Genomic DNA, 24230 nt, shown 5'->3' on the forward strand with positions numbered 1-24230 from the left:
TCCCGTTGCTGAAGCACGGCGCGCCAGTGGTCGCCTCCGGACGTACTCACGCTGTCTGGCATTGAGCGGTCGCGGGGCCAGCGACAAGTCGGCCGCGAATGGCGGCTCTATGGGGCTGCGGCCTCGGGACTTTCACGAGGCAGCTCGCGCCGCGCCAGAGACGACTTCTCTACTGCTCGTCGCTTGCGCACCATCAGACCTTTCGCGCGATAGAGTCGATACGCGCGCTCGACGTTGATGGCCGGCCATCAAGGCGTAGCCGGCTGAGCAGTGGCGGCGATGCTGGCCTGTGAGTTCCCCAGGCACTCGCGTAGGGCCTTGTTGGCTGGCGTTCGCTCCGATCCGGTCATCAAGCAGGGTACGGCCGCGATGCCGATCAGGGACCTGCGCCGCAAGGGCCGCATCAGCGACGCGCCCTTGCGCGCGGATCGCGGCATATGGCAATCCTGCGAGTCGGCGCGCTGGGTCGCGCGGCCCCTGTGACGGCGGCACCCGCTGACGCCTGGCGACTCAGACCATCAGTTCGATCAAGAACGGCCCAATTCGTCCGAAGCTGGAACGCATCAGCCTTCCCAATTCATCCAGCGTGGTCGCGCGTGCGGCCTCCACCCCCATGCCGTTCGCCAGCTTGACCCAGCTAAGCGGGGGGTTCCCCAGGTCCAGCATGCTCATGGCGGTTTCGCCTGGCGACGCGCCGACGTTCCCGTACTCGCCGATCAGGATGTTGTACTTGCCGTTGTTCAGAATGATGGTAGTCACCGGCAATCGCTCGCGAGCCTGCGTCCACAGTGATTGCAGCGAATACATCGCCGAACCGTCGGCCTGCAGGCTGATGACCCGCCGCCTCTTGCCCGCTCCCAACGCGGCACCTGTGGCCACGGGCATACCATCGCCGATGGCCCCACCGGCCAAGTGCAGCCAGTCGTGCGCCGGTGCTGCATGGGTGGACTTGTAGAAGCCGCGGCCGTAGGAAATGCTTTCGTCGGAAACGATGGCGTTCTCAGGCATCAGGGCCGCTAACGTCTGGGCCAGTCCCTCGGGCGTCGGCGCGCCACTTCCTGCCTCCGGCTGGGGGCCGGGATCTGGCATCGCCACGTCGGGCGCCCTCAGGACCTCGACCAATCCGCGCAAAGCTTCATCCGGGTTCTGATCTGGACGCGATAGCACGTGCAGTTGCGCATCGGGCGCGTGCTGCACGGAGGGCATGTTGGGATACCCGAAGAATCCCACGGGCGGGCGAGCGTTGACCAGGATGATGTGCTTGAAGGGCGCTAGAACCCGGATCGCCGCCTCCATGGCGTAGGGGACGCGCTCGAGCGGCAGATTGCCGCGTCCGCGCGCCAAGTGGCTGGTGACGTAGTCGGCCATTACCTTCGCCCCAGTGGCGCTGGCGATGCGCCAGGCTAGGCGCTGCGATGCGGCCAACACGGCATTGCCGGCCAGCAGCAGGAGCACGTCCCCCTGATGGGCGCGCAGGATGCGGGCAGCGCCATCGATAGCAGCGCCGTCGATGGCCGCAGCTGGCGGCGCCGCAAAGGGCGTGCCGACTTCGCCACCTTCCGACCAGGAGACGTCTGCCGGCAGGATTAGGGTTGCGATCTGGCCGGGATAGCTGCGCGCAGCACGTACCGCCTCTGCCGCATCGCGTCCGAGCTCGGGGGTGCGGGTGCTGGTGCGCACCCAAGCCGACACGGTCTGTGCCATGCCGGCCGTGTCCGCCGTCAGGGGGGCATCGAAGGGGCGGTGGCAAGTTGCCTGGTCGCCCACGATGTTGACAATGCCGCTGCGTGCCCGCCGCGCGTTGTGCAGGTTGCCCATGCCGTTGGCCAGCCCGGGGCCGCAGTGCAGCAGCGTGCAGGCGGGCTTGCGTGTCACCCTGTAGTAGCCGTCGGCCATGCCGGTCACGACGTTCTCCTGCAGTCCCAGCACGCACCTCATGCCGGGCACTTGGTCCAGCGCCGCCACGAAGTGCATCTCGCTGGTGCCGGGGTTGGCGAAACAGGTATCCACGCCCGCGGCCAGCAGGGTCTTCACCAAACTCTTGGCGCCATTCATGTGGTCAGCTCCTTGTCGCTGAATGCACGGCGCACCCAGAGGGCTGCACATTTTCCTGCCCCAGCCGCAGGCCGAATGCTGCATACGCATCGCACAGCGCGCGCTGGCTCTTTGCCGAAGCGTCGCCGGCAAGGTACGCAACGTGCCCGTCCGGCCGCACCAGCAGCGCACCGCTGTCACCGATGGCCTCCAGCGCTAGCCAGCCCGTCAAAAAGCTCGATTTCGCCGGCAAGCGGATTTCGCGGCAGTCGGGAAGCGCACCCGCCACGTCGCTCCAGTCGGCGCAACGGCCGGTGAGCAGCGTGAAGCGCGCCGGATCCAGCAAGTCGAGCGTCGAGCGCTGCGTGCCCGGGCTTTCCTCGAACCACGCATGCGGCAGTCGTGCACCCCTCTCTAGCGAGGGCTCGTAGCGCAGGGGATCGGCGGGCCCATGGACTGGCGGTCCGTAGCTGAAGCCGAGTTGCAGTCCCTCGCTGAGAAAGTGCTCCTTGTGCAGTGCCAGCTCCGCCGCCAGAGTGGCGCGCCCTTCGCTCGAAGGCGGCCCATCGGCGAGGACCCCTGTCGCCAGCGCGAACAGGCCCTGGAGCTTCTGCGCATTAGCGAGACTCTGCGCCGTGTTGATCTCCGCCACCGGCCGGCGCTCCGCGCCGTAGCTGTCGAGCAGCACTTCGCCATCGGCCGCGGTCTCGCGCAGGAGCGCCGACAGCTTCCAGGCGAGGTTGTGCGCGTCTTGGATGCCGGTATTGAGGCCGAGGCCGCCTGTCGGCGGAAAGCGGTGTGCTGCGTCGCCCACCAGGAAGCAGCGACCTGCGCGGTATTCTTGCGCGACCTGCGCGGACATCATCCAGGGCAGCACATGCCTGATGCGGATGTCCACGTCGTCGCGGCCGATGGCCCGCCGGATCATTGCTAGGCAGCGCTCGTCCGGGAAATCCGCGCTGTCGAACTGTTCGGCCGCAAGCCGCGGAGAGTAGACCCAGGTACGGGCGGGATCGTAGGCAATGAACGTCCCGGGTGCATCGGGACCGAGAATCCAGTACAGAACGCCTTCCCGATCGCCGATGATCGGCCGGAGGTCGGCCTCGAAATGAATGGTGATGCGCGCCCGCACGGACGCAATCCCACCCATCGGAATTCCGAGGCGCTCGCGCACCGAGCTGCCCGCGCCGTCGGCTGCGACAAGGTAGGTGCCGCGCTCGACGTAGCTCTCCCCCGCCGATTCGAACTGGGCGACTACAACACCCGACTCCTCGCGGCAGTCGACGAAGGTGTGGCCGTGGCGCAGGTCGATCAGGGGCATGGCCGCGGCATGCGCTTGGAGCACGCGCTCGAAGTCCGGCTGCGCGATGTTCAGCAGAGGCGTCGGGCTGGCCCCGGCAGGCGACAGGGCCGTCTCGCTGTCCAGCGGAAGGCTGCCGAGCAAGGGCCCGGCCAGCGTGCGCATGAACAAGGCATGATGGCTGCGGGGTCCGTGGCCCGACGCGCCGCGCAGCGCGTCGACGTCGATCGCAAGCGCGCGACAGATCTCCAGGGTGCGCGGATTGAAAACATGGGCCTTGGGCGCACTCGACTCACGCGGCGTGCGCTTTTCGAACACGACGGACCGGTGGCCCTGGCGCGCAAGCAGGAGGGCCATCATGAGGCCAACCGGGCCGCCGCCTACGATGAGCACGGGATGGACTGATGGGCCCTGTGGCTGCCCGGCTGTTGGGTTCATGAAAATTCTTTCTTCAATGGGTCTGCGTTGGCAGACAGCCGCGCGCTCCCCGGGTCTGCGGCCCCAGGGACAGCGGTACGGCTGCGACAGCTGCGTCCAGTCGTCGGCGACGCTAGCGGGACGGCGCTGAACGGGGACCCACGTTCGGACGGCGCTTCAGGTCCGCCTCCGGCTCGCCTGCCAGATAGCGAGAAAGCAGGGCTTCTGGCTCGAAGTTCGCCCCGATCGGGTTTTCCTCGAACTCGGGCGATGACAGCCAGGCCGTCGCTTCCTCCATGTCCGCGAAATTGTCGATCTGCAGCTCGACTCGGTTGCCGTCGGGGTCGGTGTAATAGATGGACGTTGTCGGGCCATGGTTGAGTGAATGGTGCGGCATGATGCCAGCGTCGCGCAGACGCACGAAGGTGCGCAGCAGGTCGCCAAGGCTGCTGTAGGTGAAGGCCACATGGTGCAAGCCCGAAGCGGCAGGCGCGGGGCCCGACAGCGACGGGATCTCGATCACCGCCACTCGATGGTGCTCGTCGTCGAAAGACAGAAAGCCGATGAAGTGGTTGTCGAATACGGTTCGCGCGAGCAGGACCGTCGCGTACCAGTCCATCATGGCCTTCTTGTCCCTGCTCTTGAAGACAAGGTGCGCCAGCTTCTCGGGCGGACGGTCTTGCTCGGGCAGGGTACGCATCGCATGACTTGGGTTCATTTCTCACCTTCCTGTCTTAATCCTTGGACGTCGCCTACCTGGCCGCCAGACGCGTCCGCCGCTACCGTGTTGCGCAGCGCACCGACGCCATCTACCGTCACCTCCACCACGTCACCGGCCTTTAGCCACAGCGCGGGCTCGCGCGACACTCCGACCCCAGCCGGTGTGCCCGTGGCGATGATGTCCCCGGTGCGAAGCTCTGTGAACGTAGACAGGTAGTGGACGATGCGCGGAATCGAGTAAATCAGCTTGTCGGTCGAAGAGGATTGCATCTCGCGCCCATTCACTGTCGTGCGGATGCGCATCGCGGCCACATCCGAGATTTTTTCGCTGGTCACGATCCAGGGCCCGCAGGCCCCGCTGGCGTGGAAGTTCTTTCCTGCCGTCAGCGACTGCTTCTGGACATCCCTGACGCTGCCGTCCATGAAGACCGTGAAGCCTCCCACGTGGTCCCAGGCATCGGCCAGCGCGATGTGGCGGCCCGGTTTTCCGATGACGAACGCCACCTCGCCTTCGAAATCGTATGCCGTCGACGAGGACGGCATGGCGAGCGGGTACCCGTGTCCGACCACGCTGCGGGCAAGCCGCAGGAACACTGAGGGAAAAGGCGGCATGTCACGCTCGACCTCTTCCACATGTTCCTTGTAGTTGAGCCCGATGCAGAACAGCGCGGCGTCCTCGACAAAGGGCACCTCCAGCGCCGCGCCGGACAGCTCGGACGACATTGCGGCGGCATCCGTCCAGCCGCCGGGGGCGCCCGTGTGACGCAAGGCGTCGATGACGTCCTGCTGCGACAAGATGCGCAGCCCCTCGTGTCCCGCAGCAACCCAGCGAACCTCCGCGCCGTGTCGAATTCTGGCAAGTTTCATGTTGCGATCTGTTTCAGCATACGATCAGTCCATGGTCATCTTGACCTTCGACTCCCGCACGATGGGCCCGACCACGGCGCGGTCCTTGCGCACGAACTCCGCGAAATCCTCCGGGCTTCCGACCATCGGGTCTATGGTCTGCGGATCCATGACACTGGTCTTGAAGGCCGGATCCTGCATGGCCTGATTCACGAGGCCATTGATCTTGCGCACGACGTCTTGCGGCGTGCCGCGCGGGGCGAAAAGGCCGAGCCAGGTCGTGATGTACTGGGGAAAGCCCTGCTCGGCCAGGGTGGGCACATTCGGCAGCAAGGGGCTGCGCTTGGGGCCGAGGATCGCCAGCGGCTTGACACGGCCAGCCTCGATCAGGGGAATGGCTGGACCGATGCCAAACAGCGTGACATCCACCTCGCCGGCGATGGTGGCCTGCAAGGCCGGACCGCCGCCCTTGTACGGCACGGAAAGGAAGCCCGCGCCGCCCGAGTTGGACAGCCATTCCGCATACACGTGCACGAAGCTGCCGACGCCGAATGTCGCCCACTTCACCGACCCCGGCTTCGCCCTGCCAAGTTCCATCAGTTCGACCATCGAGTTGGCACGCACGGAAGGATGCGCCAGGACGATGCCGGAAATGATGCCAAGGTTCGCGACCGGCACCAGGTCGCGCTCGGCGTCATAAGGCAGCTTGTCATAGAGAAGCGGATTCATGATGACCGGATCGCTGTTGGTGAGAAGCAGCGTGTACCCGTCTGCGGGCGACTTCGCGAAGTACGAAGTACCAATGATCCCCGTGGCGCCGGGCCGGTTCTCGACAACGACTGCCTGGCCCAGCCGCGGCCGCAGGAACTCGCCGAGCCCCCGCGCGATCGCATCGGTCGCAGCGCCTGGCGGACCCGGAACGATGATGTGGACTGGCTTGTCGGGGAACGTGGTGCCTTGCGCCAGTGCGGCCTGCGCCACCGCCAGTGCGGCGGCGCACAATAGGCGACTGAGCCGCAATAGTCTCTGCTTCACGATTGTCTCCTTATCTTTCAAATTATTCGAACCTCAGTGATCGAAGTGCAGGCAAGCACGTCGTTCAGTGAACGGGGACTCGCCACTGCGCAGCCCGGGTCGCCCTTCCTTGGTAGGAACCCGCTTCAATCCGTGCTCAACGCTTTCTACGCAAGGCTGCTGGCCGCTGGCAAGCCCAAAAAGGTCGCTTTCCTGGCCTGCATGCACAAGCTGCTGATCGTCCTGATCGCGATCGCTTGCACCAGGATGCCTTGGAGCAATGAGATTGCGGGGATCGCCTGAGTTCGTCATTCAAGATGGCTGCTTGGCTTGTTTCCTTGTGGAAAAGGATGCGCTTTTGCCTTCCCGCGTCCTCAGCGTCAGGACTGCCCGGCCAGTACCAGCACCGCACGGCGGTGCTGGATTCGCCAGCCGTCGGTGGTCCGCCTGAATTCGTCCTCGAATCGGCCAACCATCTCCGGTGCGGCGAGGCTCAGTGGCAACGCAGGCGCAGCCGGGTCGGCGCACTGGATGCGATAGAGGAGGAAAGGCGTCACGCCACGCGCTGACGTCTCATCAATCACCTCGATGTGTGATTGAAAGCACAGGTGTTGGGTGTACAGGTCTGGCGGGCGCCGCGACTGGGCTGCACGGATCTCCTCACGCCCCGCCAAGGTGGCGCCGCGGCGTTCGAACCGACCGTCCTGCGCGAACAGTTCGGCCACCGCGTCACCGCATCGCGCGTCCACAAGGACCGCAAACGCCGCGACAAGCTGCTGGCAATGGCTAACGATCGCGCTTTTCGACTGCTGCATATGTCTCCTCTGCTCACCACGCATTTCAGGATCGCATGTCTGTCGATGCGCCGCGTGGCCAGTCCAAGGTTAGTGGGAGGGGTATATTCCGCAAAATACCAATATCCGATACTGCCATCACTATTTGATATGCCGCTTCCGCTTCGTGACCTAATGCGCATCCTAGCCATCGCGGAGCATGGAAGCGTGAGCCAGGCAGCGCGCGCGCTGCACATCGCGCAACCGGCGCTGTCGAAGACATTGCAGGGATCGGAGGCCTACCTGGGCGCTGCCCTGTTCGTTCGCGCGAACAGCGGGGTGCAACTGACGGCAGCCGGTGGCGCGCTGATCGAGCACGCGCGTGCCATTCGCGGGGAGTTGGAGCGTGCCGATAAGAGCATGAAGTTGCTGCGCGAAGGCCAACGGCGCCGGGTAACGATCGGCATCGCAGAAGTGCCGCCGCTGGTGCCCACGGCCCAGGCCTTGCTGAAAACCCAAGAGGCATTCCCGGAACTGACGATTCGCGTCGAGGTCGCGTCCTTTCAGGGCATGGTGGACCAGCTTCTCAGCGCGCAGATCGACTTCATCTTCGGAGCGCTTCCGGATCAGCCGCCCAGACCAACGATCGTTGAAAAAACGGTTTACATTGAGGAGGCCATCATCGCATGCAGCGCCCGCAGTCCATTGTTTTCGGCGAAGCAAGTGCGCTCGTCCGCGCTGACCGACGCGCGCTGGATCATTGGCCCGGAAGGGCAGGCCTCCCGGCACCTCCTACAAGACTTCCTTCGCCTCCGTGATTTGGCCGTGCCACACGTCGTCCTCGAGACCGAGAGCGTTCCGCTGCGGCGCCAGATGGTCCTGGAGTCCGATCTCCTATCGGTCTTCTATCGGGCGCAGGTGCAGACCTGGCTGAAGTCGAAAGAGTTGCGTGCCCTGCCGCTCGAGTGGCCACGCAAGCGCCGAGTCGGCACCTTGCGCCCAAGTGCGTCGCCGACCAGGGTGCATGACGTCTTCGTGGAGGAGTTGCATATCGTCTGCAGACGGGACGGGTTGACGACCTGACGTGCAGCGATCGTTGACCGGTGATCGCTCGGAAACCGGCGCCCGAACGTCGGGGGCACGGTCAATCCTCGTCTCACCCCGTGCGCGCCCTCTTTCACGACGCCGGGGCACGACAAGCAAGCGAAGCTGATGGCTGGATCCGGCTGCGAAGTCGCCGGTCGGTTCGCTGCCCCCTAAGCAAGCTCCCTCAAGTTGACGGAGTACGTGTCGATCGGAATCTGGCTGCGGCCTGCTTGGTAGCCAGTGCCGCCGTCACCCAGGCGATGACCACGACTAGGTCAGGCGTTCTTCACAGTCGTTCAAGCATTTCTTGAACCTGACCTGACACTTCCGAGCGGGACGTGCGCCTTATTCGATCACGATGTTAGCCTGCGCGAGGACCGACTGCGGCAGCGAGAGGCCGAGCTCGCGTGCCGTGCCCAGATTGAGGGCGAGATCGAACCGAGAACGCCGCCCTACGGGTAGATCGGCGGCTTTTTCTCCCCTGAGAATTCGCGCGACGAATGTGGCCGAGTATTTGCAGTGCGCAGCCAAATCGGTGCCGCAGCTCATCAACATACTTGACCGCGCGGTTAGTCGGCGGACTTGCCAGCCTTGACCAAGAACCCTTCGGTCCGAAGAGACGGAAGTGGGCGTACTTGGCTCGGTCAAACCGCAGTCCGGCGTCGCGCAGGATGGGCCTACCACGCAGCTCTGCCACATCAATGGTGGTACCAGCCAGGGGAACGATGACCAGGTTGCCGTCAATGCGCTTGGCCTCATTCCAGCCACCGCGGTCGATGGGTGCGCATCCGATGATGGTCTGGGTACCAGGCCCTCCTGTCACTCCAACGAGGAGCGCCGGCGAGGTGTCCGGGTTCGCAATCAATCCAGGAATGCGGGACGCAAGCTGCCAGGCCTCGCGCATCCGATGAGCGATTTGCTGGTCGGTTGGCGGATTTGCCAGGTCGTAGCCAGGCACCACGCCCTCCGTTTCATTGACCGCCGGCTTGTTGTTCACCCGCACGAAGAGGAGCGGCCCATACTCCTGGGCGACCTTGACCAGGTCTTCCGTGCCCACAGGTTGGGTGGTACGCGCTGCCAGTTCCGGTGGAACGCCGAGGGGTCGAAACGCAAAGGCGCCGACTCCAGGGTGGTCGTTGAAGAACTTGTCCTTCAGTGCGCCAGCTGGTTTGCACACAGAAATCAGCGCCGTCTCCACCGCATCCGCCATCTCCTTGGAGCCAAGCGGCCCAATGATTTCAACCTGCGCTTGCCGCTCGTTCTTGGCCAGCCACTCTCGAAACCGCGAGTTGGAGGCGCCCGCCTGATGCGAAACCGCTCGCTCGACGTGCGTGCCCTGGCCCACGTAGACCGGGTTGCCCTGCGCGTCAGATTGCCGCTAGACGCGGCAGCCGTTGTTCTCAACCGTGATTCGAAGCGACGCCATCATGCCCTTGGCCGGTGCGGCGCCCCCTGAGAACTGTGAAGCCAATGACTTTTCTATCAGCTACAAGCCCAATGTGCTGGCGGCAGGCATCTCGCGATGCCGACGGACAGTAGAAGGGCCGACATCACCTCGGGTTACGACGTCAGCATCGTACGCGTAACGATAGCCGACTCAAGGCCCAAGGGCCAAGACCAAGCAGAATCTGTAGGGCACGGTCGAACCAAGCGGCCGTTGCAAGCAACTAGACAGTGTTCCCTCGTAGTCCGGCGTCGCCTGCGTCCCCGCGCGCCCGCTTTTCCGAGGCGGTTACTTCGGCAAAGGCACGAAGCCGCCAGCTGTTGGCGCTGGTGTAAATCCGCGTCTATTCGCTGGCGAGGGCTCGGTTTTCTGCGATCAGTGACCGAACAACATTCGAGTGATGAAGTGGCGATGGGCCCGTAGGGGCCATCGTTGTGTCGAGCCTTGCGGCCGCAAGATCAGAACGGCGCGTCGTGGTCGAAGTCCGGCGGTGCGCTGTTGGGAACAAGCTGATCGCGCAGGCCTGCTGGGCCTGCGGCCCGTAGACCGCCCAGACGGCCTCACGTACGGCGTGCAGGCTCTCGAGCACCGCCAGCGCCTGCTCGGGCGACCAGTGGCTCGGCACCATGAACAACGGCGACGGTAGGGTCGAGCGTCGCGTCATTACGGGGCCTTGCTCGCGCGCGGCGACGGCTTGCGTGCAGCGCGCTCGGCCTTGCGCGCCGCCTCCCGTTCGTCGGCCTCCTTCTGGCGATAGGATTTGCCATCGATGCGCAAGACCTCGGCGCGATGCATCAGCCGGTCGATCAACGAGACGACACAGGCTGCATTGGGGAACACCTCGGCCCATTCTGCGAACGGTTTGTTCGTGGTGGCCACCGTGCGCTCTTGTGTTGGTAGCGCCGGCTGATCAGCTCGAACAGCAGATCGGCATGGCGGTTCGAGTACGACAGGTAGCCGACCTCATCGATCATGAGCAGGTCGGAGCGGCGCAGTGGCGAAGCCGCCGGCGCAAGGCCGAGTCGCTGACCAGCGACGCCAGCTCGCGCAGCAGTAGAGCCGCCGTGATAGTACTGTAGTTAGAAAATTCGCCAGTTCTTCCGACCACCATTTCGCGAAGCGCACCGTGCCATGCCCGCAGGTGTTGGCGCTCGACGGCACGACGAAAAGCCGTGCGTTCGGCAGATGGCCGATGGCGCGCTCCAAGGTTCCGGTTTCCTGCGGATTGCGCTCGTCGTCGGCGGACACGACAGTCAGCACGGGCGCCCGAAGTCCATCGAGACCGGGCGACGGATCGTAGTCGCGTGCGGCCTCGTACTGGTAGAGCAGGTCGTTGGCGTCCGTGTCGAGGCGTCGCGCCCGCAAGACAGCCAGCCACCGGTCGGCAGCCTCGCGGTCGGGCGCGGCCTCTACGATGGCCAGCGTGCCGCCATTGATGCCACATTGAAGGCTTCCCCCCCGGCGCGGGCTGCGGGCGGCTGCTCGGTGTACTGCCCCTCCTGCCATTGCGGATCATTCCGGATGGCATCGATTCATCACGCGCCGCATCAACCAGTTGCGGCCCAACATCGGCGCGGGCTGCGACCAGAGCGCAATGAGCGTGTCCATAACATCCGGATGGCGCACCCCCCACAGCCACGCGTGCATGCCGCCCATGGACGCCCTAGCACTACGCGCAGCTTGTGCAGGCCGAGGCCTTCGGTCACCAGCCGGTGCTGTGCGTCGACCATGTCCTCGTCGCCATAGCGCGGAAAGCCGGTGCCCAGCCCGTCCGAGGACTTGATGCTGCGGCCATGACCGATGGCATCCGCCGACACGATGAAATGCGTGGCTGCATCCAGCGGCTGGCCGGCTCCGAAGAGCTGGCCACCGAACTCCGGCGACAGCATGCCGCGGCCTGTGCCGTGCAGCACGAGCACCGGAGCGCCTGCGGGATTGCCAAGCACCGTGTAGCTGAGCCGCAGTTCCGGCAAGGTCTCGCCGCTGCGAAAACTCACGTCCCGCGCGATGAACATCCGTTCCGCCGGCGTACGCCAGGCCGCCTCTGTGGCCGACGGCGAGGTCTTCATGGCAACGACGGCGCGGCCAGGAGTCCTTCGGCCTCCAGGTCAAAGTTCAACTCAAGCTTCAGGCCCAGCGGATCCTCGAGGAAGACCTGGTGCAGGTGCGTCCCCTTCAACGGCGACTCATCGAAATGGATGCCCGCGGAATGAAGCGACTCGCGGGTCAACAGGAGCCCGTGTGCCACCAGCGCGATGTGGTCGAGTCCGCCGCCGCCACGCGCCGGCGTTTCCTTCAGCAATGCATTCAGGTGCACGAGGGCATGGCCGCGGGCGTAGAGCCAGTAACCCGGGTACCGCAGGTTCGGCCGATAGCCCTGCGTCAAGCCGAGTGTGCGGGTATAGAACGCGAGCAGCACCGGAAGGTCGGCGGGTGCGCAGCCCACCGTGAAGTGATGGAGTGTCGAAACGTTGGCGATCATGCGGTGCTTCCCTGCGTGGCACGGCATAACACCGTGTCCATCGCGTTGCCAAGAACTCCAGCCGCGTATTTTGCGCCGCCTCGCGAACGCCAGGCCACGTGGCCGTCCGGCCGTACCAGCACCGCACCGTCTGCGTCGATGCCGTAGGCCTGCAGCCAGTCGACGCCGTCCTTCTGGCGTTCGTCGCCGATGACCACGCATTCGATGCGCGGCGGCGACAGCCCTGCCGCCGCATCGCGCCACGCCATACCCCGGGGCGCCGTCAGGAGCACAAACCCGCGACCCAGGTAGTCGAGCGTGGACTGGGTGTGTTCGTCCGGTGCGAGTGCCACATGCGGCGCGCGGCAACCCGGCGTTGCACTGGGCGCGTACTGCAGCACCGGGTCTTCGACATGGTGTTCGGTTCCGTCAGACATCACGGCCCCGGCGGCGTAGTTGGCACCGAAGATCAGTCCGACCTCGTTGAGGAATTCCTTGCGAGGCAGGACAGCCTTCTCTTGGCGAGCCGTGCGACCCATCGACAGTGCATTCAGGAGGCTCGTCTGCGTCACCGCCTGCCCGACGCGCCGCCGCTCGGTGTCATAGGTGTCCAGCAAGGCGTCGCCAGCTTCGCCGTTGACGACAGCCGCCAGTTTCCACGCCAGGTTCTGGGCGTCCTGTACGCCGGTGTTCAGGCCGAAGCCGCCGGTCGGTGGCATCTCGTGCGCCGCGTCGCCGGCAAGCAGCACAAGCCCTGCGCGGTAGCGCTGGGCGACCAACGCCGAGGCCTTCCATGCGCCGACGCCAAGCACATCGACCGCGATGTCGCCGGCGCCCACGGCCCGGCGAATGATCTCGACGCAAAAGTCGGGAGTGAACTGCTCGGGCGTATAGCCGTAGTGCGCCAGCGAGGTGACGAGGAAGCCCCAACGATCGGTGCCGTTGATGGTCATGAAAGTGCCGCGCAGTTCCGGCTGCTCGATGAGGTACAGCCCGGCGGGCCGCTCGGTCACCCAGGGCGTAAGATCGACCCGGCAATGGATGTTGACGCTGTCGTACACGTCGCGCTCGCCGTCGCGCTCGATGCCCAGTTCTCGCCGGATGCGGCTCTGCGACCCGTCGGCCGCGATCATGTAACGGGCACGGACGTCTTGTTCCCGTCCTTCGCGGTCGCGGATGCGTGCACGCACGCCATCGCCTTCGACGTGCCACCCGACCAGTTCTGTGCCAAAGCGTATACGTCCCGGGCCATCGGCTTCGGCCCGGTGGCGCAGCACCGGCTCCAGCACGTCCTGCGAGCAGCCGCAGTTGCCCGTGATCGAGTACGCCTGGCTGGCTGCTCCGCGCGTGGGGACCAGCCGATTGATCTCGCGTCCGGCAAGGCTCTCTGCCCACATCACCATGCCATTGAACCGCGCGGGCATCGCGACGGCGCGAATCGCGTCTTCGAGGCCGATCTGACGGTACATCTCCATGGTGCGGGCATTGAGCGCACGGGCCTTGGGCAGCGTGGCCGTGCTTTCATGGCGCTCGATCAGCAGCGAGTCGACGCCGAAGTGCGACAGATAGACAGAAGCGGTGAGGCCCACAGGGCCGCCACCAATGATCAGGACGGGAATCTCCAGCATGTGTCAGGTCTCCAGGCGCCACGTGGCGCACACAGGTTCAGGCGCTCAGGCCAGGAATTCGATCAGGTGCCGGGCCACCAAAGCCGGCGCCTGGGTCACGGCCAGATGGCCCACGTCGGGCAGCACGATGCTTCGGCTGCCAGGAATGCTTTGGGCCAGGGCTAGGGTGAGTGCGGTGGGCACTACACGATCCAGCGCACCGGCGATCAGCAGCGTCGGCTTCGCGATGCGGCTGATGTCCAGGTTGGGCATTTCGCCTGTGGCCGCGGCCCGCCGTTCGGAACGCGCCGAACGTACTGGCGCCGAAGCAAAGTGACGCCGGGCGACCGGATTCGCCTGTAGGTAGGCCGACGGGTAGAAGTATTCAGCCATCTGCACCGCCGATTCGGGCAGCTCGCCGCGCAGCCGTGCCAGCGCTTGCGCTACTTCAGGATTGGCCTGCGCGAGCGACGCTTGGAGCGGCCAGGTGCTGCCCAGCACCAAACGCCGGATCGCATCCGGCTGCCGCACTGCCAGGGCCTGCGCGACACGTCCACCGAAAGAGGTGCCGAACACATGGGCCGTCGAATGGCCCAGCGCATCTAGCAGCGCCTTGGCATCGTCGGCGAGCATCGCCAGGGTGGCGGGTTGTTCGGGATTGGCGGTGTCACCGCAGTCGCGTTGGTCGTAGGTGATGACCGTGAAGTGCTCGGCGAGCGCGGGCCGGACGAGTGCGAATTGCCGCCTGCTGCCTTCGGCGCCGTGCAGCAGCAGCAGGGGTGGCCCGCTGCCTTCCACTTCGTATGCAGTGCGTGTCTCGTTCAGTTCCAGAGTGTCCGACAAGGTCACGCCCCTTCAGCTCATCTCGATGCCCAGCGGGGGCAGCAGCTGGTGGTAGCGCTCGATCTCCGCAGTGACATAGGCTTTGAAAGCGTCCGGGCGCTGGCCGTCCGGCTCGGCACCGCTCTCGTGGGCGAACTTGACGAAGGCGGGTGCCTGAGCGGCATTGGCCATGGTCTGGTGCAGGGACTCCAACAGCGGGGCCGGCAGCTTGGCGGGTGCCCACACGCCGCTCCAGGCCGGGATGTCCTGCACATTCAGGCGCGATTCGGCGAAGGTGGGTACCTCGGGGAACAGCGTGGATCGCGTGGTGCCCGAGATGCCCAGCGCGCGCAGTTGCCCAGCCTTGATCTGCTGGTATGCGACCGAAGGCGAAAGAAAAGCGCAGTCGACCGTTCCGGCGATCAGGTCCGTGGTCGGCGTGCCCTTGAAAGGAACGTGGACCAGGTCCACGCCCACGCCCTTGCAGAACAGCACACCGATGACATGCGTGGTGTTGCCCACGCCAGACGAACCGAAGTTGAGGAACCCCGGCTTGGCCTTGGCGGCAGCGATGAACTCGTCGATGGTCTTGTACGGCGACTTGTCGCTGACCAGCAGAGCGAAGCCCGACGAGCGCGTGAGGCGCGTCACCGGCGTGAAATCGGCAATCGAGTCGAAGGGCAGCTTCTTCATCAGCACCGCGTTCGTCGTGAAGCCGCCGGTGGTGTAGAGGACCGTGTTGCCGTCCGGCCGTGCGCGCGCCACCTCGAGGGCGCCCAGGGACCCCCCCGCGCCGGCCTTGTTGTCCACGATCACGGGCCGCCCCGTGCCCTTGGTGATGGCGTCGGCGAGGATGCGCGCCGTGATGTCGGTGCCGCTGCCGGCAGAAAAAGGCACCACAATGCGAAGCGGCTGTGAGCCCTGGGCCTGCGCCCCGCGAGGCACCAATGCCGTGGCGGCCAGTGCGCCGATGAAGGACCTGCGGTCTTGAAGCATGCTTGTCTCCTGTTCTTGTGATTCCTGCAACCAGGCGGTTCAGGAGAGGCACAAGGTTAGGGGCGGCCGGCAAGCGCGTCCAAGCACATCTTCTGATCGGGTCGATAAGCCGCCGGCATCGGCGCTCTGATCAGGCGAGGGTGGCGTTGGGCCAGCGTCCCTCGCGCACATGCGCCTCGATTGCTTCTCGCAGCACCTCCATCACGCCCTCGGTGGCCCGCGATGCGGGGCGGTCCGACGCGCGGGCGATCACGCGATGCAGGAACAACCCGTCGATGGGAATGGCCCGCAGCCGGCCGGCGTCCAGATCTTCCTGCACGGCAGCGGCGAAGTGGGCCGTGACGCCAACGCCGGCCATGACCAGCCGCCGTGCCACTTCGGCCGTCTCGACTTCGACCACCTGGTTGAGCTCGATCTTTGCGCGCGCGGCTGCCACCTCCAGCTCGAGCCTCACGCCCGACTTGATCCGGCCCGTCATCACCAGCGGCACGCCATCGAGGTCGCGCACTCGAACCTTTTTCAACCTGGAAAAGCGCGCGTCGTCATGCCGTGCAATCAGGCAGACCTGTTCTTTCATCAGCGGGATACTCTGCACGTTCGCTCGCTCCACAGGCTCGATCAGCAAAGCGACGTCCACTTCGCCTTGCGCCAGCATTTGCTGCAGCGAGGGTGCAAAGCCTTCGATGATGCGCAGGCGCACGTCGGGAAAACGCTCGAGTACGGCCTTGGTGAGCAGCACGGTCAGCTGCTGAGCGAGCCCTGGCGACAGGCCTACAGCCACGGGCCCGCGCGGTTCGCGCTGGCGCACCACAAGGTCGGTCTTCATCTGCTCCGCGTAACGCAGCAGGAATACCGCGCGCTCGAGCAACAGGAGTGCTTCTTCGGTTGGGGCGGCGCCCCTCGCGTGACGCTCGAATAGTCGTACGCCGAGTTCCTCTTCCAACAACTGTATCTGACGGCTAAGCGCGGGCTGCGTCACATGCAGGACGCCTGCTGCCCTGCCGTAGTGCTGCTGCGTAGCGAGTGCGACGAAGTAGCGGAGTTGACGCAGGTCCATGCGGCAATCGTAGCCTGTTCACTTTTCCGAATCGCGAGCGCCGTGGAACAGTCGTGAATGACAGCATTCAGAGTCTGTACTCGACGCTCGCGATGCGGCTCGCGTCAGGCACCGTGCCCTTCAAGTCGGAGAGTCCACTTCCCGGCGTAGGCGCTCCCATCGGAACCGGGGCGAACTCCGTGTCATCGCTCAATTCCGAGCGCGCTGACCCGTCGCGCGTTTGGCCGGCTGCGCGAGCCAACGCTCCATGCCATCAAGCAGAAGTTTCAGGCCCGCGTCGAAGGCCGTCTTCGTGTCGACCTTCGAGAACGCCTCGGCGAAGAAGTGCGCGTCAGGGTACTCCGCTTCCGAGGTCATCCGGATGCGGCTGCGGATGTACTCGCCATGCTCCGCCGGCAACTGGCGATTGACCTCGGCGTATGCGGAAGTCATGACGTACTGCATGAACAGGTGGTAGCCCAATGCGCATTGTTCCGGCGTGAAGCCTCCCGCCCTGAAAATGCTGGCAATCCTGTTGAGATAAACCATCCCGTAGTCAGTTTCGCCGGGGCCCACCTGCTGGAAGAGGCGGAAGCGGTTGTGGGACATGAGGTAGCGCAGTACGCCGCCGTACTTCCTCATGACGTCGAAGATCGCGTGGGCGTGATCCTCCATGTTGCTGCGCCAGTTCTCCTTGGTCAGCGGACGCAGTTGCTGGACGCGGTCCATGAAGTACCGGTTGATCACCCCGGAGATCAACTCATCCCTGCTGCCGGCGTAGTAGTGGATCAAGGCGGGCGTCACGCCGAAGTGCCGCGCCAGTCCGACGATCGACAACTCGTTGAGCGGCTCCACCATCGCCAGTTCGACAGCCTTGTTGAGGATCTCTTCCCTCGAAATCATCGGAGTGACCGAAGGATCGAGGCCATCGACCTTGCTCGGACGGCCGCGCCGACGCGGTACTGCCGGCGTCTCGATCCCGCTCTTCGGCGCCCGTGGTTTCCGCCCTGCCGGCACGGCGGAGGGCACTGGGTTCAATGTCTTGCCTGATGTCTTCATAGGGGCTTTCTGCCTGTTTGACGCACCATTAATTTTGCCCTACATTTAATTAATGCGTAGTTAATTAACGGAGACAACAGCATGATCGAAGCTCCCAGAGCGAAGGCCAAAGTAACTGCAGGGTTGAGAGGCGCCGGCTGGAACCCGGCCCGGATGGACCGGCCCTACAACGTCAGGCCGCACGGCTTGCGAACAGCCGACAACCAGCGCACGCTGGGCTTCCTCTACTCGCTGACCGGCAAGGAGAAGACAGTCGTGTGCCTGATGCACCCCCGGGAGTTCTCGGGTACCCCTTACCTGGTGCCAGACGTGCTCGATGCGGGATGCGCATGCTGGGTGCAGGCGCCGCGATCGATCGGCAACGACCTGCGCCTGGAACACGAGGTTGCACTGCTCGATGTCGCAGCGGGCGTCGCGCACCTGCGCACGCTTGGCTTCGAGGAAGTGGTGTTGCTCGGCAACTCTGGCGGCGCTGGCCTCTATGCCTTCTATACGCAGCAGGCATTGCGCGCCCCCGCCGAACGGCTCGCTGCCACGCCGGGAGGCCGTCCGGTCAAGCTGGCGGCAGCCGACATGCCACCCCCGGACAGGCTGATCTTCGTGTCGCCTCATCCGGGACAAGGCAAGCTGCTGATGAACTGCATCGATGCCTCGGTGACCGACGAGCGCGATCCGATGTCGGTCGATGAAGCCCTGGATCCCTTCGACCCCATCAACGGCTATCGTGCTGCGCCGGCATCGTCTTCCTACGCTTCCGAATTCGCAACGCGCTACCGTGCGGCGCAGCGCGCTCGGGTCGAGCGCATCGACGCACACGCCAGGACCCTTCTGCGGGAACGTGCCGCGGCGCGAAAGGAGCTCAAGGCCTATGGGCCAGACGCAACCCTCCCGGGCGCATTGCGGCGCAAGGTCGCCCACACGCCGATCTTTCCGGTGTGGCGCACCGACGCGGACCTGCGCTGCTGGGATCTGAGCCTCGACCCCTCCGATCGCGACGTCGGGACGCTCTGGGGCCAGGACCCGTTCACATCGAACCTCGGGAGCGTCGGTTTTGCACGGCTGGTCACGCCCGAGTCGTGGCTTTCGACCTGGTCGGGCCTCAGCTCGAACGCAAGCTTCGAAAAGTGCGGCCAGGAACTCCGGCTGCCGACCTTGATGCTCGAGTACACGGGAGACCAGGCAGCCTTTCCCTCCGACATGGATGCCATCTTCGAATCCCTTGGAACGACAGAAAAGTCGCGCCAGAAGATTCGCGGCAATCACCACGGCATGCCGCTCGTGGAGGGCGAGGAGTCCGGGCAGGTTGCCGTCGGTCGTGCAGTCCAGTCGTGGCTGCGAGAAGAGGCAATGGCCTGACAGGGCCGCCGCATCCCGATGAATTCAGGAGACTCCGTGAAAAGAAACCACCTCGCCGGATGGACCTGTGCGCTCGCGTTGACGCTGCAATGCGTCCCTGCGTTCTCGCAAGCCTTTCCCACCAAGCCCATGAAGATGGTGCTTCCAACCGCGCCCGGTACCGCGCCGGACACCATCGCCCGCATCATCGGCAACAAGCTGGCGTTGGCAATGGGGCAGCCCGTGATCGTCGAGAACAAACCGGGTGCTGGGGGCATCCTCGCGATGAACCAGCTCAGGCAGTCGCCCGCCGACGGCTACACCTTCTCGCTCGTCCACGCGGCCGTTGCCACGGTGACGCCGCTGACCTACAAGGAAGGAAAGTACGACATCGAGCGCGACTACGAAACGGTGGCCGTGCTCGGCGTCACGCCCATGCTGTTCGTCGCAGGGCCCAAGTTCGCGGCCAGGACGCTGGCAGAGGCGATCAAGGCGGCTAAGGCAGCGCCCGACCAGGTGTCGATCGGCAACCCGCAGCGCACGTCCATCCCGCACCTCGCGAACGAGCTGCTGGCCATGAAGACCGGAACGCACTTCCAGCAGGTTCCCTTTGCCACGACCGGGCAAGGCGTGCAGGCCGTCGTCTCGGGCGACATCTCGATGTACACGGATGGGGTTGGCCCGTTGTTGCAACTGGTCAAGTCGGGCCGGTTGCACGCACTCGCAGTCGCTTCCGACAAGGTCTTGCCCGGGCTGGAAGGCATTCCACTCGCGCAGGACACGGTGCCGGGCCTCAACGTCTATGGCTGGTTCATGATCGCCGCTCCCAAGGGCACGCCGAAGCCCGTGGTCGAGCGACTGAACGCAGAGCTCAACGCCGCGCTGCAAATGCCTGACGTGACAGCGAAGTTCGCGGAATTCGGAACCTACGCAACGCCCGGCTCGGTGGCGGCTGCACAGGCCTTTGTCAAACGTGAAAAGGCGCTGTTTGGCGGCGTCGTCAAATCGATCGGAGCAATCCCGGAATGAACACTCTTGCAACGAACGTCTCCCGCCGCATCGGCGTCGCCTCGCCCATCGAAGGCGTCGTCTATCCCCCGATCGAGCGATTGCAACGCTATCTCGAGGCCGGCGCGCTGACACATGAATCGCTGGCCGACGGGCTCCGAGCGTCATTCGCCAATCATGCCGATCGCACGGCGCTCTGCGGGAGCGCAGGGGACCTCACGTATCGGCAGCTTGACGACATCACGGACCGGTTTGCGGCGGCTCTTCTCGCCTTGGGCCTGCGCACACTGGATCGGGTCATCTTCCAGTTTGCCAATTCCAACGAGCTCGTGATCGGATTCGTCGCTTGCCTCAAGGCAGGCCTCATTCCGGTTGCGACGCTCGCTGCGCACCGTGAGCACGAGATCGGGTACCTGGCGGGCCTCAGCGGAGCACGCGCGCATTTCGTCCAGGGCGACGACGGCAAGTTCGACGACGTGGCGTTTGCGCAGCAGATGCGGTCCCGGGTTCCGGGCTTGAAATGGATCATCCAGGCCCGAGGCGTGGCGCGTTCCGATGCGCATGGCATGCATTCGATGATCGATGCAATGCCGCTGGACGTGGCGCGCCGTGCGCTGGCAAATGTCGAACTCGACCCATTCCAGGTGGCGGTGTTCCAGCTGTCGGGTGGCACGACCGGTGTTCCCAAGATCATTCCGCGCTTCAACAACGAATACCTCTACAACATGCGCGCGGTCGCGCAGTTCAACGGCTACCGGGCCGACGACGTGCTGTTCATGCCATTGCCCATGATGCACAACCTCAACATGGGATGCTGCTTCGGTCCCTTCCTGCTGACCGGTGGTGCCGTCACGGTGGCGAGCGATCTGCAGCCTGCATCGCTCACGGCGATCTTCCAGCGTTACCTGCCAACCTGGGCAGTCCTGGGTGGGCCGATCCTCGAGAAGCTGCGTCCGGCCATCGAGTCCGGCCAGATGCCGGTGAAGCAGTTGCGCGGCGTCGTTTCGTCGACCGGTGCGCCGAGGCTACGCAGCATCCTCGGCGTGCCCGCCTACCACATCTTCGGAATGACCGAGGGTGTCATCATGATGACGCGGGATGACCAGCCGCAAGTCGTACGCGATTCCATGGTGGGCCGACCTGTTTCTCCGCACGACGAGGTCAAGCTCTTCCGGATCGGAACGGAGGAAGAGATCCTGGAAGAAGGCGTTGAAGGCGAATGTGCGTTCGCTGGGCCCTACACCATCCATGGCTACTACCGCGCGCCGGAGCGGAACAAGGAGACCTTCACGCGAAGCGGCTTCTACCGTTCCGGAGACCTCATGTTGTTCCGGGACATCGAGGGCCAGCGCTACTACAAATTCTGCGGGCGCACCAAGGACGTGGTGGACCGCGGCGGCGAGAAGATCAACTGCGAAGAAGTCGAAGGTGTCGTTTCGCGCCACCCGGCAGTGGCCATGACGTCTGTCGTCGGCATGCCCGACCCTGTCTTCGGCGAGCGGGTGTGTGCCTTCATGGTCGTCCGGGAAGGCCATGAGGCCCCGAGCGTTGCAGACCTCGGCGCCTTCCTCAGCGAAGTTGGTGTCGCCAAGTTCAAGTGGCCAGAACGTATCGAGGTCCTGGACGAGTTTCCCCTCACGAAGACCGGCAAGTTGAGCAAACCGCTGCTCAGGCAGGTCATCGTCGACAAACTGGCAGCCGAACGGGGCGTTGCCGCGAACAACCATTCCGAAGCAAGGAGCTCAACATGATTCCCACCTCAGGACTTCCGCTCGTGGGCGTCCACCACACGGCGCGCCCGACCTGGAAGCTGGCAGAAACCGTTCACTTCTATCGCGACCTGCTTGGCTTGCCGCTGGTGCATGCCATCTCCGCACGGGGCTGGGGGCCGGAGGACCATGCCGACTTCCTCCACTTCTTCTTCGACAGCGGAACGGGCAGCACGATCGCCTTCTTCTACTACATTGGAACCGAGGCGCCCGAGTTCGCCACCGCCCGCGACGACTATCGCTACCGCGCCACGCATACCGCCTGGCGCGTGGAGACGCGGGAGGATCTCCTGGCATGTCGCGCGAAGATCGAAGGGGCCGGACTCAAGGTCAACTATCAGATCCGGCACGAGGTGATCGAATCGATCTACTTCAACGATCCCAACGGTTATTCGCTCGAGATCACGTGGCAGGTTCGCCCCTTCACTGAACTTGATGTCGCGGACGCCAACCGGACGCTGGAAGCGGGCATCGCACTCGAGAACGCAAGCCGCGAAGGGACAACCGTTTTTTCGTCCATCGACGACGTGTGGCGCGGCAAGGGCGAGCGCCTGGCCGCAGACATGGAGGTGCAATGATGCCCGCCATCTTTGTCCTCGACGTGCCGGAGTTCCTGCCGCTGGTCGAGCATGCGCGCACCGTCGACTCTCTCAGGGTGAGTGGTCCGAAGCTGGGCTACTTCCGCCTGGACGGAGCGACGCACATCCGGTTGAACCGCAAGGCATTGGGATTCAAGCCGGCGGTCTGGCACGGCGCCCTGACCGGGGGCCTGGTCGGTCACGTCGAGCACTTCGACAACGACGACCTGGTCATCTGCGAGGAAAGGCCGGCATCATGAAGATCGCAATCGTGGGAGCAGGTCCCTCGGGGCTGTACTTGGCAATTCTCGTGAAGCGGCGCTGTCCGGACTGGCAGGTCAGCGTAGTCGAGCAGAACGCTGCCGATTCGACTTTCGGCTTCGGCGTCGTCCTGGCAGAGACCGGCCTGAACCGACTGAAAGCTGCTGACGAGGCGACGTACAACGCCATGCTCGCGAAGATGACGTTCACGACGCACCAGATCATCACGACCAGGGAAACGCCGATCGCGGTGAAGCGCCCGAACGCCGGCGGAGGCGCCATTGCACGCATCGATCTGCTGCACGTGCTCCAGGAAGCCGCAACCGGCGCTGGCGTCGACATCCGCTTTGGCACGCGCATCCAGCACCCCGACGATCTGCGCCAGTTCGGGTTGGATGACGCCGATGTCGTTGTTGGAGCCGACGGCATCAACTCGGTCGTTCGTGCAGCGTACGAGCGGGAGTTGGGCACGACGCGCGAGTCGTTGACAAATCATTTCGCGTGGTTTGGTGTCGGCAAGGCGTTCGCAACCGCCGCCCTGGTGTTTCGGGAATACGAGGGCGGGGCGTTCATCGCGCACTACTATCCCTATGGCCCGTCGAACAGCACCTTCGTGGCCGAGTGCGATGACGCCACCTGGCAGCGCCTTGGCATGGCGGAGATGTCGGCCGACCAGCGCCAGGCGCTGTTCGAGAAGGTGTTCGCGCCGGAGCTCGATGGTCATCCATTGATCTCCAACAACTCTGCATGGCGGCAGTTCCCCGTCATCCGCAATGCGCACTGGACGTCGGGTCGCATCGTGTTGATAGGCGATGCGGAGACGAGCGCGCACTTCTCGATTGGCTCGGGAACCCGCATCGCGATGGACGATGCCATTGCGCTGGCCGACGCGCTGGTGGCCGACGGCGACGACCCTGGCGTGGCGCCCGTGGACCGTCTCGGCCGCTTCGCAAAGACACGCGGCCAGGAAAAGTCGAAGCTGATCGGCGCGTCCGAAAAGTCCTATCGCTGGTACGAGGACATCGCGAAATGGATGCGCCAGTATTCACCGCACGAGTTCATCCACGCATTCATGACGCGGACCGGGCGTGTGAGCGACGAGCGCCTGGCGGAGGCCTATCCGGAACTGGTTCGACAGATCGAAGCGGCACGCAGCAAGGGCGCCTCGTCCACCGATGCAGCCCATGGGCAGGTCGCATGATCGACAGCTACGAGTCGGTTGTCTCACGCCGGCCCTTCGTCGTTCGTCGCCGTGTGCGCTGGTCGGACTGCGACCCCGCCGGCGTGGTCTACACCGGGAAGTTCACGGAGTACGTGCTGAATGCCGCGGCGCTCTTCGCTTCCGAACTGGCGCAAGGAGATCCCGCCGCATGGCGCCAGGCCCTTGGCGTCGACACACCCTGCAAAGGCATGGCGCTCGAGTTTCATCGGGTGCTCTGGCCCGAGGAAGAGTTCGAAATGCTGCTCGATGTACCCGAGGTGCGGGAGCACGGGTACGACCTTCGCATCGAGGCGGTCCAGGCCGGTACCCGGATCTTCAGCGCACGCTTCTCTCCGATCTGCATCCGGCGCGACGCGCGAGTGCGCGCCCCCGTTCCCCCCGCGCTGCTCGATGCGCTCGCCCCGTTCCGTACCCACACCTGATTCCCGAAGGCATTCGTTGT

22 protein-coding genes and 2 pseudogenes are annotated in these 24230 nt (G+C 64.8%); 9 read left to right on the forward strand and 15 right to left on the reverse strand.

The features are described 5' to 3' along the window. Window positions 1–510: 510 nt before the first annotated feature. The 5 genes from HCU76_RS26415 to HCU76_RS26435 form a co-directional block, all read right to left on the reverse strand. Window positions 511–2055 (reverse strand): acetolactate synthase large subunit, encoded by a 1545-nt coding sequence (locus tag HCU76_RS26415; protein ID WP_213957969.1) that lies wholly within the window; start codon window positions 2053–2055, stop codon window positions 511–513. 4 nt (window positions 2056–2059) lie between these two features. Then, entirely contained in the window at window positions 2060–3772 is a 1713-nt protein-coding gene (locus tag HCU76_RS26420; protein ID WP_218511086.1) for an FAD-dependent monooxygenase, read from the reverse strand. 112 nt (window positions 3773–3884) lie between these two features. Continuing rightward, complete coding sequence (locus tag HCU76_RS26425) at window positions 3885–4469, reverse strand: VOC family protein (RefSeq protein ID WP_213957971.1); 585 nt, start codon at window positions 4467–4469, stop codon at window positions 3885–3887. Then, window positions 4466–5338 carry a fumarylacetoacetate hydrolase family protein gene (locus HCU76_RS26430; protein WP_213957972.1) on the reverse strand — a complete coding sequence of 291 codons (873 nt, stop codon included), beginning with the start codon at window positions 5336–5338 and terminating at the stop codon, window positions 4466–4468. Before HCU76_RS26430 ends, HCU76_RS26425 begins: the two co-directional genes overlap by 4 nt. A gap of 24 nt (window positions 5339–5362) precedes the next feature. Then, window positions 5363–6352 carry a tripartite tricarboxylate transporter substrate binding protein gene (locus tag HCU76_RS26435; protein WP_213957973.1) on the reverse strand — a complete coding sequence of 330 codons (990 nt, stop codon included), beginning with the start codon at window positions 6350–6352 and terminating at the stop codon, window positions 5363–5365. A 106-nt stretch (window positions 6353–6458) separates the two neighbouring features. Between HCU76_RS26435 and HCU76_RS26440 the strand changes: the two are divergent. Continuing rightward, window positions 6459–6634 (forward strand): annotated as a pseudogene (locus HCU76_RS26440) (IS110 family transposase); the annotation flags it as partial. Between the two features lie 77 nt (window positions 6635–6711). On the opposite strand, the gene HCU76_RS26445 reads toward HCU76_RS26440, so the two are convergent. Then, entirely contained in the window at window positions 6712–7146 is a 435-nt protein-coding gene (locus HCU76_RS26445; protein ID WP_213957974.1) for a nuclear transport factor 2 family protein, read from the reverse strand. A 153-nt stretch (window positions 7147–7299) separates the two neighbouring features. On the opposite strand from HCU76_RS26445, the gene HCU76_RS26450 reads away from it, so the two are divergent. After that, window positions 7300–8187 carry a LysR family transcriptional regulator gene (locus HCU76_RS26450; RefSeq protein ID WP_213957975.1) on the forward strand — a complete coding sequence of 296 codons (888 nt, stop codon included), beginning with the start codon at window positions 7300–7302 and terminating at the stop codon, window positions 8185–8187. A 348-nt stretch (window positions 8188–8535) separates the two neighbouring features. On the opposite strand, the gene HCU76_RS37295 is transcribed toward HCU76_RS26450, so the two are convergent. The 9 genes and pseudogenes from HCU76_RS37295 to HCU76_RS26495 all read right to left on the reverse strand — a co-directional run bounded on the left by HCU76_RS37295 (window position 8536) and on the right by HCU76_RS26495 (window position 17459). Beyond that, a complete protein-coding gene (locus tag HCU76_RS37295) occupies window positions 8536–8949 on the reverse strand; it encodes an ABC transporter substrate binding protein (RefSeq protein ID WP_371319905.1) in 414 nt (137 codons plus the stop codon). 1348 nt (window positions 8950–10297) lie between these two features. Beyond that, a pseudogene (locus HCU76_RS36825) lies at window positions 10298–10700 on the reverse strand (ATP-binding protein); the annotation flags it as partial. 481 nt (window positions 10701–11181) lie between these two features. Then, window positions 11182–11703 (reverse strand): hypothetical protein, encoded by a 522-nt coding sequence (locus tag HCU76_RS26465; RefSeq protein WP_213957977.1) that lies wholly within the window; start codon window positions 11701–11703, stop codon window positions 11182–11184. Continuing rightward, a complete protein-coding gene (locus HCU76_RS26470; RefSeq protein ID WP_213957978.1) occupies window positions 11700–12116 on the reverse strand; it encodes a VOC family protein in 417 nt (138 codons plus the stop codon). The genes HCU76_RS26465 and HCU76_RS26470 overlap by 4 nt, the downstream gene beginning before the upstream one ends. Beyond that, complete coding sequence (locus tag HCU76_RS26475; RefSeq protein ID WP_213957979.1) at window positions 12113–13723, reverse strand: FAD-dependent monooxygenase; 1611 nt, start codon at window positions 13721–13723, stop codon at window positions 12113–12115. The genes HCU76_RS26470 and HCU76_RS26475 overlap by 4 nt, the downstream gene beginning before the upstream one ends. A gap of 45 nt (window positions 13724–13768) precedes the next feature. Then, window positions 13769–14545: an alpha/beta fold hydrolase gene (locus HCU76_RS26480; RefSeq protein WP_213957980.1), complete on the reverse strand. Its 777-nt coding sequence runs from the start codon at window positions 14543–14545 to the stop codon at window positions 13769–13771. Between the two features lie 12 nt (window positions 14546–14557). After that, a complete protein-coding gene (locus HCU76_RS26485; protein ID WP_213957981.1) occupies window positions 14558–15520 on the reverse strand; it encodes a tripartite tricarboxylate transporter substrate binding protein in 963 nt (320 codons plus the stop codon). A gap of 130 nt (window positions 15521–15650) precedes the next feature. After that, window positions 15651–16577, reverse strand: a complete 927-nt coding sequence (locus HCU76_RS26490) for a LysR family transcriptional regulator (protein ID WP_213957982.1) — start codon at window positions 16575–16577, stop codon at window positions 15651–15653. A 189-nt stretch (window positions 16578–16766) separates the two neighbouring features. Further along, window positions 16767–17459, reverse strand: a complete 693-nt coding sequence (locus HCU76_RS26495) for a TetR/AcrR family transcriptional regulator (protein WP_213957983.1) — start codon at window positions 17457–17459, stop codon at window positions 16767–16769. 237 nt (window positions 17460–17696) lie between these two features. On the opposite strand from HCU76_RS26495, the gene HCU76_RS26500 reads away from it, so the two are divergent. The 7 genes from HCU76_RS26500 (at window position 17697) to HCU76_RS26525 (ending at window position 24210) form a co-directional block, all read left to right on the forward strand. After that, the gene (locus HCU76_RS26500; RefSeq protein WP_213957984.1) at window positions 17697–18971 is read left to right on the forward strand and encodes an alpha/beta hydrolase; all 1275 of its coding nucleotides are present in this window, start codon (window positions 17697–17699) and stop codon (window positions 18969–18971) included. A gap of 36 nt (window positions 18972–19007) precedes the next feature. Beyond that, on the forward strand, window positions 19008–19979 hold the full coding sequence (locus HCU76_RS26505; RefSeq protein WP_213957985.1) for a tripartite tricarboxylate transporter substrate-binding protein: 972 nt from the start codon (window positions 19008–19010) through the stop codon (window positions 19977–19979). 80 nt (window positions 19980–20059) lie between these two features. Next, window positions 20060–21709 (forward strand): AMP-binding protein, encoded by a 1650-nt coding sequence (locus HCU76_RS26510; RefSeq protein WP_371319906.1) that lies wholly within the window; start codon window positions 20060–20062, stop codon window positions 21707–21709. Beyond that, complete coding sequence (locus HCU76_RS26515; RefSeq protein WP_345944756.1) at window positions 21706–22305, forward strand: VOC family protein; 600 nt, start codon at window positions 21706–21708, stop codon at window positions 22303–22305. The genes HCU76_RS26510 and HCU76_RS26515 overlap by 4 nt, the downstream gene beginning before the upstream one ends. Next, entirely contained in the window at window positions 22305–22565 is a 261-nt protein-coding gene (locus tag HCU76_RS37300; protein WP_345944757.1) for a hypothetical protein, read from the forward strand. Before HCU76_RS26515 ends, HCU76_RS37300 begins: the two co-directional genes overlap by 1 nt. After that, on the forward strand, window positions 22562–23767 hold the full coding sequence (locus tag HCU76_RS26520; RefSeq protein WP_213957987.1) for an FAD-dependent monooxygenase: 1206 nt from the start codon (window positions 22562–22564) through the stop codon (window positions 23765–23767). The genes HCU76_RS37300 and HCU76_RS26520 overlap by 4 nt, the downstream gene beginning before the upstream one ends. After that, the gene (locus HCU76_RS26525; RefSeq protein WP_213957988.1) at window positions 23764–24210 is read left to right on the forward strand and encodes a thioesterase family protein; all 447 of its coding nucleotides are present in this window, start codon (window positions 23764–23766) and stop codon (window positions 24208–24210) included. Before HCU76_RS26520 ends, HCU76_RS26525 begins: the two co-directional genes overlap by 4 nt. Window positions 24211–24230 lie beyond the last annotated feature (20 nt).

It is taken from the genome of Variovorax sp. dw_308, from assembly GCF_019207085.1.
GTDB lineage: Bacteria > Pseudomonadota > Gammaproteobacteria > Burkholderiales > Burkholderiaceae_C > Variovorax.